Below are 17,474 nucleotides of genomic sequence, written 5' to 3'. Positions count from 1 at the left end.
CGCCTGAGCAGCTGTCCTGGACCCGGGTGGATGCCTGTGGATGGTTGTGTTCTCACTCGTAATGAAGGGGTTTTCGTCTTCACCGTCTCTCGGTCTGCTTCTACAGCGGGTGAGCCTCTTGAGGATCGGTCGACGGTGTTCGATCCCGGAAAGTGGTCGCGATGACGAGCGCCGCTGCAACCAGTAGGTGCCATCGGATCCTCATGGCCGCGTCCGTGAGGTATTCGCCGCCCACGACGATGAGAACCGCCACGAATCCCTCGAAGGCGGCGAAGACGAAGAGCGCACCGATCCCCAGCGCGACCCTGTGCCGGGTTCGGCCCGCCATGACGCCGCCGGCCGCCGCAGCCAAGGCGATGAGCACGATCAGCACGCCGTCCACGTCGGCCTTGCAGGACCACGCCCCCGGTTGCTGCCACAACAGCTCCGCAGGCGGTGTGTAAGCGAACCAGCCGAAGGAGGTGGACTCACCGCTCGGGAGAGAGAACCGGCCGACCGTCCACGCAGCCGCCACGATGGCCCCCGCCCAGAACACGGCTCCCTTCCGCGCCGGCGGCAGGGGCGAACGCGCCGCCAGGAGCAGCGCGGCGATAGCCACGGCGTAACAGAGGATCGACGGCCAGGGCCCGTCAACGGGAAGGGACTGACCGGTGAGGGGGTGGGTGCCGGGCGGGAGGAAGAGCGCGAACAGTCGGAACGCGAGGACGGCGCTGATCGCCGCGACCCCGAGGAGCGTGGTCCGTGGTGAGGCGCGCAGCAGGAGACCGGCCAGGACCACCGGCAGCAGGAGTTCGGCCCACGAGAGCAGCTGCCACCATGGACTTGTCGTCATGAGGAAGGGAACGACGGAGTCGGTTCCCCGGCAGATCCCGACGTTCAGCTCTGCCGCGCTGATCCTGGAGGTCTTCAAGATGACCGGTCCGGAGGCAGCCAGGACCGCCCCGGCGCGGAGTGCCTCTGCGAGGAGGTGCGTCTCTGCATGAGGTCTCAGCGCCACGACGGCCTCTCCGTTCTCCCGCTTGCCGGTAGATCGACTCGGGCGACAGTAGCGGACGAAGGTCATGATCCCGCAAGCGCGATGACAGCAGCCCTGACAGCAACGTCCCCGCACACGGGCTCACTTCGGCGACCGTCCACCACCCTCTGGCCACGGTATCCGGCATCCGATCAAGGTGATCGGTCCGTCTGAAAAGCGGAAGGTCGGCGGTTCGACCCCGCCCCTGACCACATCAATTGACCTGCAAAAACGCCCCGGAGCGATTATCGCCCGGGGCGTCTGCGTGATTACGGTTCCGGAGCGAGCGGGAAGATCTCGTCCATCACGCTTCCTGCATGACGGGTCAGATCTGCTTGCGGTCGACCATCTCGGTCACGAGGGTGTTCGGGTGGCCGACCAGGCGTGAGATGTGCTCGATCGGGACGTCATGAGCTGAGAGCAGCGAGACGAAGCTGTGCCGCAGCTCCCGAGGGGTCCATTCCGCCGGGTTGATGCATTAGGCGCTTTTGAGAGCAATTCGGAGGGCCCCGGTACCACGCTCGCATGCTGGCCGTCGCCCAGGTGCTGGAGCTTCAGGGGTTTTTGATGCTACGCCGCGTCCCCGATCCGCCACAGGAGCCTGTGTGGAAGCTGCTTGTCAACGCGTGGGGCGACCCCTGGAGTGGTTCTCCAGGGGTCGCGATAGGGGCTAACGCGGGCCAGGAATTTCGTACAAGAGCCTGGTGGTCCAGCCGCACCAGATGAGGCCGGGCAGGAAGGCCCCGCCGGCCTCGTCCAGGTGATCCTCGACGTAGGGGATCGTCGCGTCGCAGACTTCGATCGCCACGTCGAAGAAGTCGACGGTGTCGCTGTTCAGGTGGTAGCTCCAGCGCGGGTTGTAGGCGGTTTGGCGCTTGAGGATGCGTCCGATGATGTGCGGGCGGTCTACGGTGTCGCCGTTCACCAGGTCGCGGGCGTGCTGGATCTTGCCGGGGTCGGTGAGCCTGACGACGAACTCCTCGCGGGTGATGTCGGTCATCACGAAGTAGGCCGAGTCTTCCGCCTGGGCGGGTGCGGGGGCGGCGACGGCGAGCGTCGCGATGGCGATGAGAGCTGTGAGGGTCTTGGTCAGGATGCTGCGCATGGAGCTCCCTTCATCTGGCGTGATTACTTAGAGTTGTGATCACGTACGTTAAGTAATCACGCGGTGATGGGTGCAGCCTCTAGCGTCACAGTGACAACGCAGTCACTGGGAGCGATACCGTTTCGAGGCGAGGGCGCCTGTTGTCCCTGCCGTCCCTGAACGTGCTGCGACCAGCACTGACGTGGTCCTCCGGCCAGTCGATGGTGCCTCGCGCGCCCTTCTGAGTGTGCGCTGCGCGCGGAAAATGGCTCTTGCTGCTTGCGGAGCCTGAGAGCTGGGTTCAAGCGCTCGCGCCGCCGCTGGTCGGCGCCGTAATGAGCCCAGCGAGAGCGGGCTGGGACTGGCGGAGCTCTGGGCATCATCGTGCGGCGCCCCTCGCGGCTCGGCCCTGAACGCGTGGACATCATCGCCACGTGGGGGTGCGACAGCCCGCAGACAAGTCCCTCTTAACTGGCCGTTCTCATGTCATAGGGAACGGCCAGTGATTCCGGGCGGCGGCCAACTACTGGGGATCTTGATCGGCTTCAGGGGCGCCTTCGAGGGTTTCCGGCGTGATCACCTCTACCTCGTTCTCCGTCAGCGCGTCCAGAAGATCAGGCGGCGGGGTGGAGTCTGTGACGAGGTAGTCGGCGCCCCCGAGCTCGGACACCTGGGCGAAGAGCCGGCGGCCGAACTTGGACGAGTCGGCCAGGATCGCCACGCGCGCCGCCCGAGAGATCATCTCTCGCATCATCGCCGCCTCGGCGAGGTTGCTCGTCGTGTACCCGGCGGCCGCCGAAACGGCGCCGACCCCGATCAACGCCAGGTCGCAGCTGATGTCCAGCTCGCTTCCGTCGGACGCCCGGAAGCCGACGGGGCCGATGGTGGCCAGCGTGAGAGTGCGAACTGCGCCGCCGAAGACGTACACGTCGCGGACGGCTGAGGGCGCCAGCGCCGGGGGCACGAGCAGGCTGTTCGTCACCACTGTCAGGTCCCGATGGTTGCGCAGGTTCCTGGCCACGGCAAGAGTGGTCGTACCGCCGTTTATCATGACGATTGACCCATTTTCGACCAAGGATGCCGCAAGTACCGCAATCTTCTCCTTCTCACCTTCTTCCATCTTGAGCCGCACGTCCACGGCCCGGTCGACCCGGGAAAGGGTCGACTGACTGACCGCTCCTCCATAGGTGCGGATCAAGACGCCGTCGGCGCTGAGCTGGTCCAAGTCCCGCCGGATCGTGTCGATGGAGACGCCGAAGCGCTCTGCGAGCGCGCTGACCGTGACCTGCCCGGCCTCTGCGACGTATGCCGCCAGTTGGGCTTTACGTCCTGCAGGTAGACGACGCTGCCGGTCGTCCTCGTTAAGGGTCACTGACCCTCCCATCTCTGCGGTAGTTGCGCTACGGCTCAGTGCAACAGAGGAGTGATACAGGTCCAGAACTGCAGACTACCGCATGATGTTGCCCCTTCCAGGCAAGATGCTGCCTACTTCGAGGATCCGGCGCTGGAAGCCTCCTGGTCCAGCACACCTCTCCCCGTTCGCATGCCGGACTCTGCGGTTTCTAGCTGGACTTTGCACGACTAGGTCTTGTGGGCCCGCGTCATGCGTTGTTAATGTGGCGGAAACCGGCAAAGACCGGTAATACCTGTACAGCAAGGAGGTCGCGATGACCGGAGGCAGCACCCGGTTGCAGGGCCGGACGAGGCGACTACTCGGGATCATGGCGGTGGCGATGATCGGTGCCACGGCCGTGGGGTGCGGTTCCAGCTCGGGATCGAGCGCGGGATCAAGCGGGGACGGGACCGTCACGCTGGAGTTCGCGCAGTGGTGGGCGCCGGAGCTGCCGGCGGGATCGTTCGACAAGCTCATGTCGGAGTTCACGGCGCAGAACCCGAAGATCAAGGTCAAGCTGCTGAGTGGTCCGTACGCGTCCACGAAGCAGCAGCTGGTGTCGGGAGCGGCGTCGAGGACGCTGCCCGATGTCGTGGGCCTCGACGGCGCATGGGTGAGCGACTTCGCCAAGCAGGGCGCGATCGCTGATCTGTCCGAGCTCATGACGGCTGCGAAGTACGACTCGAGCCAGCTCGCGAGCCAGATTCAGATCAAGGGGAAGACCTACATGATCCCCGTGGTCAACTTCGTCTACCCCCTGTTCGTCAACAACGATCTGCTCGCGAAGGCGGGGATCAAGACGCCTCCGAGCACGCGCACGGAGTTCCTGGAGGCGGCCAAGAAGATCAGCGCGCTCGGCGGCAACGTCAAGGGCTGGGCCCTGCCGCTCGACACCGCTGTTCCCAACGGCGTCCAGAACGACGTGATGTCGTGGCTGTGGGCATCGGGCGGCAGCATGCTCACCAAGGACGGGAAGCCCGACCTGACCGGCGCGGGCGTCAAGAGCACCGTGGAGTACGTCAAGAGCCTGAACGACGCGGGCGTCATCGCGCCCGGAGCTCTGACCATGAAAGAGCAGGACAAGGTCGAGAAGTTCTCCACCGGCCAGATCGGCATGATGATCGACTCCTTGGCGCACATCACGCTGATCAAGAAGAACGATCCGAAGCTGGACTTCACGGTGGTGCCGATCCCGGCCGAGGACGGCTACAGCGGCAAGCGCGGCATCCCGTACGCGTCCTGGGGCATCGGCGTCGCCGAGTCCTCGGAGCACAAGGCCGAGGCGTTCAAGCTGGTCCAGTTCCTGATGGACAAGCAGGCGAATGCGCAGCTGAGCACGCTGGCGAACGGCTTCCCCGGCAACAAGACGGCCGAGCCCGACTTCAGCAAGAGTGACTCGCTGTTCAAGACGGCCTTCGACATCTACAAGGCGGGGTATCCCGCCAACGAGTTCGTGGGGTTGCCGAAGTCCGAAGACCTGATGCGCAGCTTCGATGAGCAGCTGCAGCTCGTGCTCACCGGCAAGCAGAGTGTCGACGAAGCCCTCAACAAGGCGCAACAGGCCTGGGCACCGGTGCTCTGACCTTCCGTACTTCGTGGGCCGCGCCGACCGTGCGGCGCGGCCCCGAGCCAAGGAGACATCGATGGAAACCGCGAAACTCGATCCCGCGGCCTCCCGGGGAGCCGCAAAATCGGCATCGGGATCCTCTGCGGGCCGTAGGAGAAGGACGCGGCCCTTCCCCGTGCAGCGTGTTGTCCCGTACGGCTATCTCTCGCCGACGCTGATCTTGATCTTTGTGTTGATGATCATCCCCATCGCGATGGTGATCAGCTATTCGTTCAAGGACAACGTGATCGTCGAGCAGAACCCGGTCTTCGCCGGCCTCGCCAACTACACCACGGTGCTCACCGATCCCGATTTCCTGGCGGCGCTGAAGAACACGTTCATCTTCATCACCGTGAGCACTGCCGCCCACCTCGGCCTCGGGCTGGCCTTCGCGACGATGCTCAACACGCCGTTGTTGAGCGGAGTGACGAAAGCCATCTTCCGCATTGTCTACATCCTGCCCTGGCTGTTCACGGTCGCCGTGATCGCGGTCATCTGGCGGCTCATGCTGGACCCGTCGGGGGTGGTCAACTACATCCTGACCACGATCGGCGTGATGCGGGAGGGAGTGGGCTGGCTCTCCGACCCGAACCTGGCGCTCTGGGCGTTGACGTTCATCAACATCTGGGCCGGCTTCCCCTTCTTCATGATCAGCATCCTCGCCGGGTTGCAGGGAATCTCGCCCATTCTGTACGAGGCGGCCTCCGTGGACGGCGCGAGCTCTTTCCGCCAGTTCCGCAATGTGACGCTGCCGCAGCTGAAACCGGTACTGCTCAGCATGGCCGTGCTCGATCTCATCTGGACCTCTCAGCAGTTCGCCCTCATCTGGATGACCACCGGTGGTGGCCCGCTGAATGTCACCGAGATGCTCAGCACGTACACCTACAAGCAAGCCTTCAGCAGTTACGAGTTCGCCACCGCGTCCGCCGCCGCCGTCATAGTCCTGCTGCTCACGATGATTCTGGCCTTCTTCTACGTTCGCCTGCAAAAGGAGAGGTGATCACCCGTGCTCACCCGCAAAAGGCGGCGCCTCGGCGCGAAGATCGCCGTGCTCACAGGCTTGTGCGTCGGCGCGGCCTTCGCCGGCCTTCCGGTCGTGTGGATGCTGTCGACGTCGTTCAAGACCAACGGGGAAGTCTTCCAGGTCCCGCCGCGGCTGATCACCGAGAACTTCTCGTTCGACGCCTACGGAAAGATCCTGGGCGACGCGGCGCAGCTGAGGTTTTTCGTCAACAGTTACATCGTCGCGCTTTCGGTGACGGTGTTGACATTGTTCGTGGCGATCCTCGCGGCGTATGGATTCAGCCGCTACAACTTCCCGCTGAAACGATCCGTAAACGCCGTGATCGTCACCGTTCAGGCTGTGCCGCCAATCACACTCGTCATTCCCTACTTTGGCCTGGTGGTGGGGCTCGGCCTGTACAATACTTATCCGGGATTGATCCTCACGCATATGGTGTTCACCCTGCCCTATGCGATCATCATGATGACGGCGTATTTCAACACCCTGCCCCGGGAACTGGATGAATCCGTCAAGGTGGACGGGGCGTCGAGCTGGACGGCTCTCTGGCGGATCCTGGTGCCCATTTCGGTTCCCGGGCTGGTCGCCGTCGGCGTCTACACCTTCATGATCTCGTGGAACGAATACCTGTTCGCGCTGACCCTCACCCGTACCGATGACATGCGAACCGTGCCCATCGGTATCCAGCTCCTGATGGGCCAGCACTCCTACGAGTGGAATCAGATGATGGCCATGAGCATCCTGGGGTCCATTCCGGTGCTCGTGTTGTTCCTCCTCTTCCAACGGCGATTCATCGGCGGCCTCACCTCCGGCGCGGTCAAAGCCTGACACTTCATCCCCGCCCCCCAGCGATAATCTACTGATCAGAAGGAGAAATAGAGAAATGCTGACGACCGGCAAGGTGCTCCTGGCTGTCGCGCACGAAAGAAACTTCGCCGTGCCCGCCTTCAACATCAGCGACTACGCGATGTTCAACGGCATCGTGGACATCAGCGAGGAGAAGAACGCGCCGCTTTTCATCGGGATCCACCCCGACGAGGTGCGGCACATCGGCGTGGACGTGATCGCCGCGATGACCCAGCGAGCCCATCGCTCGTCCGTGCCGATCTCGATTCACTGGGACCACGGCGCGACTTATCAGGAGATGCTGACCGCGATCCGGATCGGCTTCACCTCGGTGATGATCGATGCTTCGATGAAGTCCTTCGAGGACAACATCGCGATCTCCAAGAAGGTCGCTGAAACCGCGCACGCGGTCGGCCTGTCGGTCGAGGCGGAGCTGGGGACGATCGGCAAGACCGACGGCGAGGCCGAAGACGGCAGCGACGCGATCATCTACACCGACCCGGCGGACGCCGTGACCTTCGTGCGGGAAACCGGGGTGGACAGTCTCGCCGTGGCCATCGGCACCTATCACGGCCTCTACCCGAAGACCCTGAAGCCGGAGCTCAAGCTCGACCTGCTGAAGGAGATCAAGGATTCAGTCCAGATCCCGCTCGTGCTGCACGGCGGCTCGGGCAATCCCGACGACGAGATCGCGCAGTCGGTCAAGCTCGGCATCAACAAGATCAACATCTCCAGTGACATCAAGGCGGCCTACCACATGAAGATGCGCGAGGTCCTGGCCGATGAGAGCCTGCGTGAGCCGAACTCCATCCAGCCGCCGTGCATCGAGGCGATGAAGGTGGTGGCCGCGCAGAAGATCGACCTCTTCGAAGCGGCCGGCAAGGCATCTCTGTACTGACATGACCAGCCATGTAGTCCTGGGCTTGGGGGGATGCGTCGACTACGAACTCAAGCTGTCCTCGTCGACCTTGGAGCGACTTGTCGACGAGTACCAGATCCGCAATGCCGAGCTGACTTCATCGCTCACCGTGACCAACGAGCGCGAGCTGGTCATTTCGATTCTCAGCTATCTCAAAAAGGGCGGAGGAGGCGAGCACTTCGTCGCCTCCTCCGAATGCCTGAGCGCATTCGCAGGGCGATTCCCCAAACGAACGACCCTGGGCGGAACCTCCGTTCGGGCGGCGATGGAGATGAGCCGGTTCGGCGTACCGTCCACCCTGCACCTGGTCAGCATCAACGACATCGTCCGCCGCCTGCTGCCGGCAGGCTGCGACTACATCTGCAGCGGCGACGAGGACACCTTCTATCCGCACCTGATCGTGCAGTACGACCAGGACATGCGGGTTCGAGCGGGTGACATCGACATCCGTGCGCCATTTCCGAACAGGTTGATCTACGTCAACGACCCGGCGAACGAGTCCATGCTGCTTAGTGGCGAGCTGGGCTCGTTGCTTCGCGACGCACGGGTCTTTCTGATCTCGGGATTCAATGCGATACGGGACCGGCGAACACTTGACCTGCGTCTGTCCACGCTGAGAAGCCACATGCGACAACTTCCGGCCGAGGCGGTCGTCTACTACGAGGATGCCGGATTCCACGAGCCGGGCCTCAGCCAACGGGTCCGCGACGCGCTTCTGGAAGTCGTCGACATTCACGGGCTGAACGAAGACGAGATGCAGTCGTACCTGGGCTACGCCGTCAACCTGCTCTCCGTGACGGAGGTGGCGAGCGCCCTCGAATCGCTGCGGGCCCTCATTCCCGTGAAGACCCTGGTGGTGCATACCAAGTACTGGTCGGCGGCATTCGGCGAGAGAGCCGGCGAATACGCGGAGCCGCTGAACGAGGGCATCCTGATCGCCAGCACCCGCTACAGCCACGGCGATGAGTACACGAACGACCACTACGAACTCATGCGGAACCGGGCGAGGCGAAAGGAGTCGGTGGAGTTCGCCGCGGCTCTGGAAGGCCGAATGGGCGGGGTTGTTCGTTGCCTGCCTGGCTTCGATCTTGATGTTGCCGCGCCCACGACCATCGGGCTCGGCGATGCGTTCGTCGGCGGTTTCCTCACCGCGGTCTCCCTCGGCAGTTCGACCCCGCCCCTGACGACCGGTCGCCAGGATCAAGATCCGCGAGTGCCATAGGACGCGCACCACACGAGCCGCGCCTCAATGGCGACGGCTCCCAAGTGCTGGGACTGCGGAGCTGCGGCGCCACTCTCCAAGGGCGGCGCCACAGCTCGTTTCCAAGCCTTCTCGCTCAGGCGACAACGGCACCGCGGCCGCCGATCAGGGCCCCCATGCCTCTATCGCCCCGCCTTCGAAGACTCGAGGGCCATCGTGGCGAGGTGGCGGCCGATGCCGTACGTGTCGGTGTCCTGCACGTTGCTGAGCACGACGACCTCGATGTCGTCATCGGGCAGGTACATGTTCATCGCCGCGTAGCCCTGGAGAAGTCCGTGGTGGTACCGGAGCCGGTGCCCGTGGAGCCGGTCGACGGCCCAGCCGAAGGCGTATGCGGTCGACGGCAGGGTGAGGCAGCCGTTGGGGGGACACGGGGCCTGTGGCGTGAACGCCTGATTGACGGTGGCGGGCGGCGCGACCAGATCCGCGCCGAACGAGCGGTCCCAGCGGGCGATGTCGTCGACGGTGGCGTAGATGCCGGTCGCGGAGAACGCCTGGGAGCCGTTGGTGGGCGGGGCCGGTGATCCGACCGTGAAGTAGCCCTTCGCGTACCCGTCGGGCGGATTGCCCCTGCTGTAGCCGGTGTGCCGGAGATGCAGCGGGCCGGTGATCTCTTCCTGCAGTACGGTGCCGTACGGCTTGTGCGTCACCGCCTGGATGATCGCCCCGGCCAGGACGTAGCCGCCGTTGCTGTACTTCCAGTTGGTCCCTGGCTTGAAGTCCAGCGGCCTGTGCACGAACCGCTGGATGAGCTCCCGGGTCGTGGTCGGTTGCGAGAGCTCAGCGTAGAAGCCCGGCAGGTCCTGGATATTCACGATCCCGGACGTGTGCGTGAGGATCTGGCGGATCGTGACGGGCCGCCACGCCTGCGGGCAGGCCTCGATGTATGCCGGGATGAGATGCGCGCAGATCGGGTCGTCCAGGCCGAGCAACCCGCGGTCGCGCAGCTTCAGCATGAGCATCGAGGTGAACTGCTTGGTGACCGAGGCGATGCGGAAGACCGTGTCCGGCCGGTTGGGGATGTGCCTCTCCGCGTCGGCCGCGCCGGCAGCGGTACGCAGCAGCACCTGCCCATGCCGTACGACCAGCACCGAGCCGGTGAACTGCTGCTTTCTGGCCAGGTCCCGGACGTACTCGCGCATCGCCGCGGCGGTCCGATCGCCCCGCGGCGCCAGCGTGGTGGCCAGCGGATCCGGATTCTGAGTAGCGTGGCTCGTGACGGCGGATGCGGCGATGGCAGGAGGACCCGCAGGCATGATCCCACCAGTCAGAGCAGCCCCGACCGCAAGAAGCCAGACAATATTAGGAAATTTGGACATACTCTCCCCCGAGACGTACTAAGTCCTGAAATTGGACATTTATCCGAATCGGGCTGGTGTTGCGTGAGAGCGCCCGGCGGACTATTTTCCGAGGGCTTGGTTTCCGTACGCTGGGGCCGCAAACGGCGCTCGACACCTTTTTCCTGCCGCGTGCCTCTTTGTTAGTGCTACCCGATAGTCACGGGTCATCTCGGCAAAAAAATGTCGGCTATTTCCTGTATCTGCACCAGTCGCTTCGCGCCGACCCTGTCCGGGGCCGCCTTCGTTCAGGCGATGACGGCACTGCGGCGTTCGAGCAGCACCATCTCACGGGCCGACCACGTGGAACCCCGCTCTGGCGTGCAGGAAGAGGCCGGCGGTGTTCTCTGGGAGGATCCTGAGCCGTGAGGCGGTGACAATCGCTTTCATCGGGCCTTGCCGTAAAGAGTGACCATGAGAGGTCGCAGCAGCGCTGACAGCAACCTCTCTGCACGCCGACGCATCAGTGCCACCGTCCGCACGCGCCTGACCATGGTCTCCATCAGCCGAACAGGACGATGGCGCCGCTTGAAGAGCGGAAGGTCGGCCGTGCCTCTGACCACCAGCATTGAACAGCCAAGATGCCCCGAAGCGAAAGTCGCTCCGGGGGCGTTTTGTACTTGTGACAGCAACATCACGATGGAACGTGGGTTGGACCACGTTATGAGTCCCGCGCATCTTGCCGTCGAGATGGAGAGAAGCTTCAGGCGCTCTACGGCGATCGCACGGCGGCGCAGGTGTCTCGGCGGAGCACCTCGCCTTCGTCAAGGGTCACTGGTTGGTGACCCGGCTGATCGAAGCATGGCCGCGGGATCGTCCCGCGTAGCCGCTGACAGCAACGTCGGCCACCGTAGCGCTGGAGATCATTGGAGAGTTGGAGATGCGTAGCCAATTTCCCGGATCTGTGCCCCTTCAGTGGACCGGTGCGATCGGGGCTGCCCTTGGCGTCGCGATCGGGTCCGTCCTTCTCCGGGCTCTTTAAGAGGCCGCGGCCGAGGCGCACCAGCTCGTGATCGAGAGTGGGACATCACCGTTCAGGGGCTGGACGCACGGCGACAGACCTGCGCCACCTTGTTGCGGCGGGCGCGCAGGACGCCGTCCGGCTCGTAGTCGGTGCTGTGGCGGTGGAGCAGTTGGCTGGTCGCCTGGTCGTGGTGTTTGACCTTGCCCGCGCCACCGCGCGGCCAGTGAGCTCGTCTGCCGCCGGGATCGTCTCCAAGGAGCCGGGAGCGGCCCAGGTATCGATCAGTTCTGGCCAAACGCTTTTCAACGCCAGGAAGCGAGCGAGTTGGGGACCTTTTCGGTGATTTCCGAGAGTGCCCGGCCTTCAACATCATCGGCGCCAAGGGCTTCGAAACAGGCTTTCAGCGCATCGCGATCCACGTCATTCATCCAGAAATTTCACCACAGCCCTAAGATTTAGCGGTGGAGCAGACGGCAGCTGGCCGGCCAGGACCTGCGGCCCAGCGCTGTCGGCTCGGTCGCCAGCTGGACTCGATCTCGCGGCGTGTGTGATGTGGAGGGATGCCGCACTCGCGGAGGAAGCCCGGCGGCTCGAATGGGTGATAGGCGGGCGGTGGGCTCACATCATTTCCGCAGGATGAGGTGAAGGACCTGATCCGCGAATGGTATAGGCCCGATGGACGACCCTCATGGCCTTCCTATCGGGGGGTCACTGCGTGTCGTCCAGGCATTCGAGGTTTGTATGGAGCTCAGCGCCGCAGGCGGCCGACCTCCGCAGATGCCTCGGCACTCCGGCGAAGCCATGACCGACTCTACGAATTCTCCCCGTGCAGCCATGGCCTTCCCTCATATTGCCCAGCCAACCCTGTACGACTCATCGATCGCTGTGTCCTTCCTGGCTCGATATCCACTCCTATGCGGGTGCGGGCACGGCCTGTTGCTCAGCGGATAGATTCGGATCACGGAATTATGACATTTTGGCCATCCTGATCACTGCGGGTATGGACCGCACCCTGAACATCGACCAGACTGTCTGGTCGATAACGGGCTCGGGGGGATCATGAAGCGAACCATCATTGCCGGAATTGCGGTCGGCTTGACCGTCTTGCTGGCGTCCTGCGGGGAAAATCTGCTTCCGGTTGACCAGTCGGTAGGGGTGTCGCTGGAACATCTTCGGACGGTGCTTGGCAACTCGGCTATGGTCGCAAATCCCGAGTATCGCTTTGTGGGTCATGACCTCGAGCCCGTGCCGGAAGGTTACGAGTTTCAGTTCTTGGGTACTGCGCCGAAGCCGAACGATGGGCAGACCTTCTCTTTTGAATCACCGTTCAAAGCGTTGATCAGCCGGTCCGGAGAGGTACGGGATGTCACCAGACTTCGCCCAACTGGTCTGTCGCCCGCTATCGCCGAGTTCGGATCAGGTGTACGGCGGGTTCATGCGGAGAGTCCCCCGCATGAATTCAAGCGGGGGACGATGGCGACGGTCCTGATCGAATTCGAAAGGCCGGAGACGGAAAGGAGTCTCGGCATTGAGGATGGACCGTCAGAGGACGTGTTCTTGTCACGCCAACGGCCAGGAGCTAGGCCGATATATTGGTCGGGCCAAACAGGGTGTTCAACCAAAGACTTACCCGATCCATGCATTGACTATTCGTCGATCAGTCAGTTTCGTAGCTGGGTGTCGCAGCTAGCGGAGGCGGACGGTGGCGTACTGAGCAAATTTGGATTGAATCTGCCCGATCTCCGGCAGGCCGCAGCGGATGGATTGATCTATGGAATCATTGTCGACGTCTCACCCTATGCGCTAAGACGGCGTCTAAAGGGAGGAAATATTCGTGCTGTTTGGGTGGCAGAGGTTCGGATATGTTCCATCAAAAAAGAATGCCCGTAATTATGTATTTAGGTGCGCGTCGGCTTTGCAGACAGGCTGAACCATCTGGGCAGGCGCCGTTCGCGAAAGACCACAACTTGGCTCATGCCGCGACGATCGCTGACTCCGGTGTTGACGGGAACGCGTTGGGGTGATCGGGTCAGCAGCCTCCTTCGTCGGACCTGGCCGTCGGATGACCGCGGCTGAGATGGCGACAACAGTGAGGCTTTTTACATTGCCTGGTGGCGGGTTGCTGATCACAGCATGATCGCGAGCCTGGTGTTCGCCTGACGACGTAAGCAACCCCTGGTAGATGGATTGATCACCACAATCAGGGGCCTCGGATGCTTTCTATCGCGCCGCCGTCGATTTTTCGCGTTCAACGCTGAACTACATCGCCGGAGTGATCCGCCGCTACCGCAAGGCGATTGGGCCGGCCCGGCGGCTGCTCAACCCGGGACAGCAGGCGCTGCACTACCTGGTGCTCGACGGCACGCTGATCCGCACTGACCGGATCGCCGCAGAGCGTCCGTACTTCTCCGGCAAATACCGGGTGCACGACATGAACGTGCAGGTCGTCGCCTCACCGAATGGCACCACCCGGGGCCAGGCGGGGGCAGGGGCCGCTGCCGGGCATCCCGCCGATGCTGTATGTCCCGCGGGCCTAGGAGATACCGTCTGGCCCATGGGATCACCGTCCGCTGCGGATGTCCGGGAGCTGCTGGGGCGCGCGCGGCGGCTGCTGAACGACGCGCGAGACCTGATCGCCGAACACGAACGAGCGGTCACAGAGGTCCGCGCCGCTCTTGAACCGCTCCGCGAGAGGCAGGCCAGGGCGGAACTCGCTGCCATGCCGGTGTCCCGGCTGAAGGACGTCACCAGTGGCCGGCTGCGGATCGGAGCGCTGCAGGAGGCCGGCTACGCCACGGTGCTCAGCGTTCTGGAGGCGACGCCGTACGAGCTGCAGAAACTACCCGGAGTCGGACAGCAGACCCGATGGCAGGCGCAAAAGGCAGCCGAGCACATCGCGCGAGCCACGAGGCAGTCCTGCACCGCCCACATCGACGTCGACAACCGGGACGCCGAAACCACCCGGCTGCTCGTCGCGCTGTGCCGGTTGGTCGCCGTAGGCCCCGAACTGCCGCGCGCCCGCCGTACGGCCGACGCGGTCGTGCGGCGACTGAACGAGCTGATCCCACAGGCGCGACCCATCAGCAACTGGTTCCGCAGGCTCCTGTCCGGAAGCCGCCGCCGCACCCGCGCGGCGCAGGCCGCCGAGCAGCTCGCCGGCCTGCTGACCGACGAGACCGAGACCAGGCTGCTCATCGCCCAGGCCACCACGGACCTGCTGCGCCCGTCGCCGGACGGGACGCTGGCGTGGATCGATTTCGAGATCCGCGCGGCCGACTACTACAACCTGCTGGCGGAGCTCTCGGCGCTGGCGCCGTCGGATCGGGCCGCGGCCGAGGGCTTCCTGCCCGACGACCTGGCTGAGCGGGTCAGGGGGCAGGAGCTCGACGACACCCTGCGGCGGGTCTCGCTGCGCGGCTACCAGGCGTTCGGCGCCCGGTTCGCGCTCGCGCAGCGCCGGGTGATCCTCGGTGACGACATGGGCCTGGGCAAGACGATCCAGGCGATCGCCGTCCTGGCGCATTTACACGCGCGGGGTACGACGCATTCTCTGGTGGTCTGCCCGGCCAGCGTACTGATCAACTGGCTGCGTGAGATCGAGACCCGCAGTTCGCTCAAGGCCTACCGGCTCCATGGCGACGAGCGCCCCCTGGCCCACTCCGCGTGGCTCGAACGCGGCGGAGTCGCGGTCACCACGTTCGACGGACTTCATACGCTGAGCACCGTGCCGCAGGTGGGCACGCTCGTCGTCGACGAGGCGCACTACGTGAAGAACCCACAGACCCGCCGCTCCAAGGCCGTCGCCAGATGGTGCCACGACGTCGACACGGTGCTGTTCATGACCGGCACGCCGATGGAGAACCGCATCGAGGAGTTCCGCTCCCTCGTGAACCACCTCCAGCCCGGGTTGGTCGGCCAGGTCGAGCTGGGTGACACGCTCGATCGGGCACAGGCGTTCCGCCGCGCCGTCGCGCCCGCCTACCTGCGCCGCAACCAGAAGGACGTGGTCACGGAGCTGCCCGACCTGGTCCACATGGACGAGTGGGAGGAATTCAGCGCGGCCGACGCGGTCGCTTACCGGGACGCGGTGGAGTCGGGCAAGTTCATGACGATGCGCCGCGCGGCCTACGCGGTACCGGAGAAGTCCGCCAAGCTGGAACGGCTGCGCGAACTGGTCGACAAGGCGGCCCACGCCGAGCTCAAGGTCGTGGTCTTCTCCTACTTCCGCGACGTGCTCGCCGCCGTCGGCCACGCCGTCGACTCTCCGGTTCACGGGCCACTCAGCGGCGACCTGGAACCGCAACGCCGCCAGGAGGTGGTCGACGCGTTCACGGCGGCTCGCGGTCACGCGGTGCTGCTCGCGCAGATCCAGGCGGGCGGAGTGGGGCTCAACCTCCAGGCGGCATCCATCGTGATCATTTGCGAACCCCAGGTCAAACCGACTCTGGAAAGCCAGGCCGTGGCCCGCGCGCACCGCATGGGCCAGGTACGGCGAGTGCAGGTGCACCGCCTTCTCACGCCCGACAGCATGGACGAACGACTGCTGGAGATCATGCACGCCAAGGCCACGTTGTTCGACGCCTACGCCAGACGCAGCCACCTCGCCGAGTCAACCCCCGACGCCATCGACATCTCCGACGAATCCCTGGCCGACCGGATCGTCAGGGAGGAGCGAGAGCGCCTCACCACCACAAAACCTTCGGCCGCCGATGATCTCGTATAGCGCCGAAAGTCTGCCGCGACAGTCGCGGTCGGGCGGTTGTCGTCACAGCTGACCATATGAGACTTTCTCCGTATGGCGGCGACGAACCCTGGAGACGAGCTCGTCGGAAACCCGGCAGACAAGACGGTCGCACGCCCGATGCCCGTCACTCTCAAGGCGGCTCAATTCATCATCACACTCGAAGTGGCATTCGGCCTGGTGGGCCTGGCGCTCATGCTGGTCGGCTTCTTCTCCACCTTCGAATGGGGCCTCCTGCCCGGCCTTGCTCATGCAGGAGGAAGCACCGCCCTTTTCGGCTGGCTGCTGAGCCGATGGTCGAGCCGCCGAACGTATCTACGCTGGGCGATCATCGCCGCGCATCTACTGGCCATCGGGGCCACCATTCTCGACCAGGTCCTCTTCTCGAGCGTGACATGGCATGCGGTGCTCGGCGCTCGCATACTCACCTGGGCCGTCGTCGTACTGCTTCTCCTGCCCTCGGCTCGGCGCTGGTTCAGCGAGCCCCGTGCTTGATGCCGCAGTCATGCCCTCTTGGGCAGGACGGCTGCGCGTATTCGCCCCGCCCTTGTGATCAAGGGCTCATCAGCGCCCGTGTCGGTTCTTCGGTAGCCAGTCGGCGTGAGCGGCCTTGAGTCGATCGCGTTCGGTGACATCGGCCATGCTGACATCGGCGCCGCCGTCATAGGGGTGATAGAGGCGACGCATGTCGGTGTCCATGATGATGACGCCGTTGCACAAGTAGTCGGCGACCGCGCGTAGCAGCGGATCCAGGATGTACGGTTTCCAACGCTGCCGGCCGACGTGAACGTGCATGGTGCAGACCGGCTCTGAGTCGTCGTTCTCCCGCATTCTGGTCCACAGGCGCGAGCCGGGATTGAGCGCGTGCGCGTCGAAGGCGACCGGGTCGGTGAAGCCCTCATCCATGACGTAGGTGACCGTGGTGACGTACACCTCCTGGCCGGCGAACATCTCGGTCAGGACGGTGTTGTGGCGGTGCAGTATCGTCTGGTATTCGGATTCCGTATCCGCGTGGCGCTTGGACTCCGGCAGACTGTGGAAGCGCACCCAGCAGTCAGCGTCGAAGCTCAGCTCGTAGCCGATTGGCGGACAGTCCGGCCAATGGGATCGCCATAGTGCTGACAGTTCGGGTAAAGCCGGATCCGGTAGTTCGCGCATCGACATGTTTCCAGGGTAGGGGCGCGAGGAATGCACCGCGATCTTGCTGATACGGTCCATCTCGCCCCTAATGAAGTGCTCGAATGCGGAGAGCTGTCGGCGCCGGGCAGGGCCACCGAATTTTCATGA

15 protein-coding genes, 1 tRNA gene and 1 pseudogene are annotated in these 17,474 nt (G+C 64.1%); 10 read left to right on the top strand and 7 right to left on the bottom strand.

Features of this window, described 5'->3' with window-relative positions; genetic code table 11:
• Nucleotides 1-100: 100 nt before the first annotated feature.
• Nucleotides 101-832 carry a hypothetical protein gene (locus ABZS69_RS53850; protein ID WP_355388860.1) on the bottom strand — a complete coding sequence of 244 codons (732 nt, stop codon included), beginning with the start codon at nucleotides 830-832 and terminating at the stop codon, nucleotides 101-103.
• Nucleotides 833-1,163: 331 nt separating this feature from the next.
• Here ABZS69_RS53850 and ABZS69_RS53845 point away from each other — a divergent pair.
• A tRNA-Phe gene (locus ABZS69_RS53845) sits at nucleotides 1,164-1,227 on the top strand.
• 458 nt (nucleotides 1,228-1,685) lie between these two features.
• Here the strand turns inward: ABZS69_RS53845 and ABZS69_RS53840 are convergent.
• Together ABZS69_RS53840 and ABZS69_RS53835 are read right to left on the bottom strand one after the other, a co-directional pair.
• A complete protein-coding gene (locus tag ABZS69_RS53840) occupies nucleotides 1,686-2,120 on the bottom strand; it encodes a calmodulin-binding protein (RefSeq protein WP_355388858.1) in 435 nt (144 codons plus the stop codon).
• 502 nt (nucleotides 2,121-2,622) lie between these two features.
• On the bottom strand, nucleotides 2,623-3,471 hold the full coding sequence (locus ABZS69_RS53835; RefSeq protein WP_355388856.1) for a DeoR/GlpR family DNA-binding transcription regulator: 849 nt from the start codon (nucleotides 3,469-3,471) through the stop codon (nucleotides 2,623-2,625).
• Between the two features lie 295 nt (nucleotides 3,472-3,766).
• On the opposite strand from ABZS69_RS53835, the gene ABZS69_RS53830 reads away from it, so the two are divergent.
• From ABZS69_RS53830 to ABZS69_RS53810, 5 genes are all read left to right on the top strand, one after another.
• On the top strand, nucleotides 3,767-5,074 hold the full coding sequence (locus ABZS69_RS53830; protein ID WP_355388854.1) for a sugar ABC transporter substrate-binding protein: 1,308 nt from the start codon (nucleotides 3,767-3,769) through the stop codon (nucleotides 5,072-5,074).
• Nucleotides 5,075-5,135: 61 nt separating this feature from the next.
• Nucleotides 5,136-6,098, top strand: coding sequence for a sugar ABC transporter permease (locus tag ABZS69_RS53825; protein ID WP_355388852.1), 963 nt, complete (start codon nucleotides 5,136-5,138; stop codon nucleotides 6,096-6,098).
• A gap of 6 nt (nucleotides 6,099-6,104) precedes the next feature.
• On the top strand, nucleotides 6,105-6,947 hold the full coding sequence (locus ABZS69_RS53820; protein ID WP_355388850.1) for a carbohydrate ABC transporter permease: 843 nt from the start codon (nucleotides 6,105-6,107) through the stop codon (nucleotides 6,945-6,947).
• A 55-nt stretch (nucleotides 6,948-7,002) separates the two neighbouring features.
• A complete protein-coding gene (locus ABZS69_RS53815; RefSeq protein ID WP_355388849.1) occupies nucleotides 7,003-7,863 on the top strand; it encodes a ketose-bisphosphate aldolase in 861 nt (286 codons plus the stop codon).
• Between the two features lies 1 nt (nucleotide 7,864).
• Nucleotides 7,865-9,106: an ADP-dependent glucokinase/phosphofructokinase gene (locus tag ABZS69_RS53810; RefSeq protein ID WP_355388847.1), complete on the top strand. Its 1,242-nt coding sequence runs from the start codon at nucleotides 7,865-7,867 to the stop codon at nucleotides 9,104-9,106.
• Nucleotides 9,107-9,267: 161 nt separating this feature from the next.
• Here ABZS69_RS53810 and ABZS69_RS53805 read toward each other — a convergent pair whose 3' ends face one another.
• The 3 genes from ABZS69_RS53805 to ABZS69_RS53795 all read right to left on the bottom strand — a co-directional run bounded on the left by ABZS69_RS53805 (nucleotide 9,268) and on the right by ABZS69_RS53795 (nucleotide 11,874).
• Complete coding sequence (locus tag ABZS69_RS53805) at nucleotides 9,268-10,401, bottom strand: serine hydrolase domain-containing protein (protein WP_355388845.1); 1,134 nt, start codon at nucleotides 10,399-10,401, stop codon at nucleotides 9,268-9,270.
• Nucleotides 10,402-11,516: 1,115 nt separating this feature from the next.
• Nucleotides 11,517-11,741: a hypothetical protein gene (locus ABZS69_RS53800; RefSeq protein ID WP_355388843.1), complete on the bottom strand. Its 225-nt coding sequence runs from the start codon at nucleotides 11,739-11,741 to the stop codon at nucleotides 11,517-11,519.
• Nucleotides 11,742-11,748: 7 nt separating this feature from the next.
• A complete protein-coding gene (locus ABZS69_RS53795) occupies nucleotides 11,749-11,874 on the bottom strand; it encodes a hypothetical protein (RefSeq protein ID WP_355388841.1) in 126 nt (41 codons plus the stop codon).
• 631 nt (nucleotides 11,875-12,505) lie between these two features.
• Between ABZS69_RS53795 and ABZS69_RS53790 the strand changes: the two genes are divergently transcribed.
• The 4 genes and pseudogenes from ABZS69_RS53790 (at nucleotide 12,506) to ABZS69_RS53775 (ending at nucleotide 16,682) form a co-directional block, all read left to right on the top strand.
• On the top strand, nucleotides 12,506-13,336 hold the full coding sequence (locus tag ABZS69_RS53790; protein ID WP_355388839.1) for a hypothetical protein: 831 nt from the start codon (nucleotides 12,506-12,508) through the stop codon (nucleotides 13,334-13,336).
• A gap of 454 nt (nucleotides 13,337-13,790) precedes the next feature.
• A pseudogene (locus ABZS69_RS53785) lies at nucleotides 13,791-13,910 on the top strand (IS5/IS1182 family transposase); the annotation flags it as partial.
• A gap of 90 nt (nucleotides 13,911-14,000) precedes the next feature.
• A complete protein-coding gene (locus tag ABZS69_RS53780) occupies nucleotides 14,001-16,169 on the top strand; it encodes a DEAD/DEAH box helicase (protein ID WP_355388888.1) in 2,169 nt (722 codons plus the stop codon).
• Nucleotides 16,170-16,241: 72 nt separating this feature from the next.
• On the top strand, nucleotides 16,242-16,682 hold the full coding sequence (locus tag ABZS69_RS53775) for a hypothetical protein (RefSeq protein ID WP_355388837.1): 441 nt from the start codon (nucleotides 16,242-16,244) through the stop codon (nucleotides 16,680-16,682).
• Nucleotides 16,683-16,751: 69 nt separating this feature from the next.
• Here ABZS69_RS53775 and ABZS69_RS53770 read toward each other — a convergent pair whose 3' ends face one another.
• Entirely contained in the window at nucleotides 16,752-17,351 is a 600-nt protein-coding gene (locus tag ABZS69_RS53770; protein ID WP_355388835.1) for a hypothetical protein, read from the bottom strand.
• Nucleotides 17,352-17,474 lie beyond the last annotated feature (123 nt).

The sequence above is a fragment of the Nonomuraea sp. NPDC005650 genome (assembly GCF_040605375.1).
Lineage (GTDB): Bacteria > Actinomycetota > Actinomycetes > Streptosporangiales > Streptosporangiaceae > Nonomuraea.
Note: the sequence above shows the minus strand (reverse complement) of the source record. Positions and strands in the feature narration are given on the sequence as shown.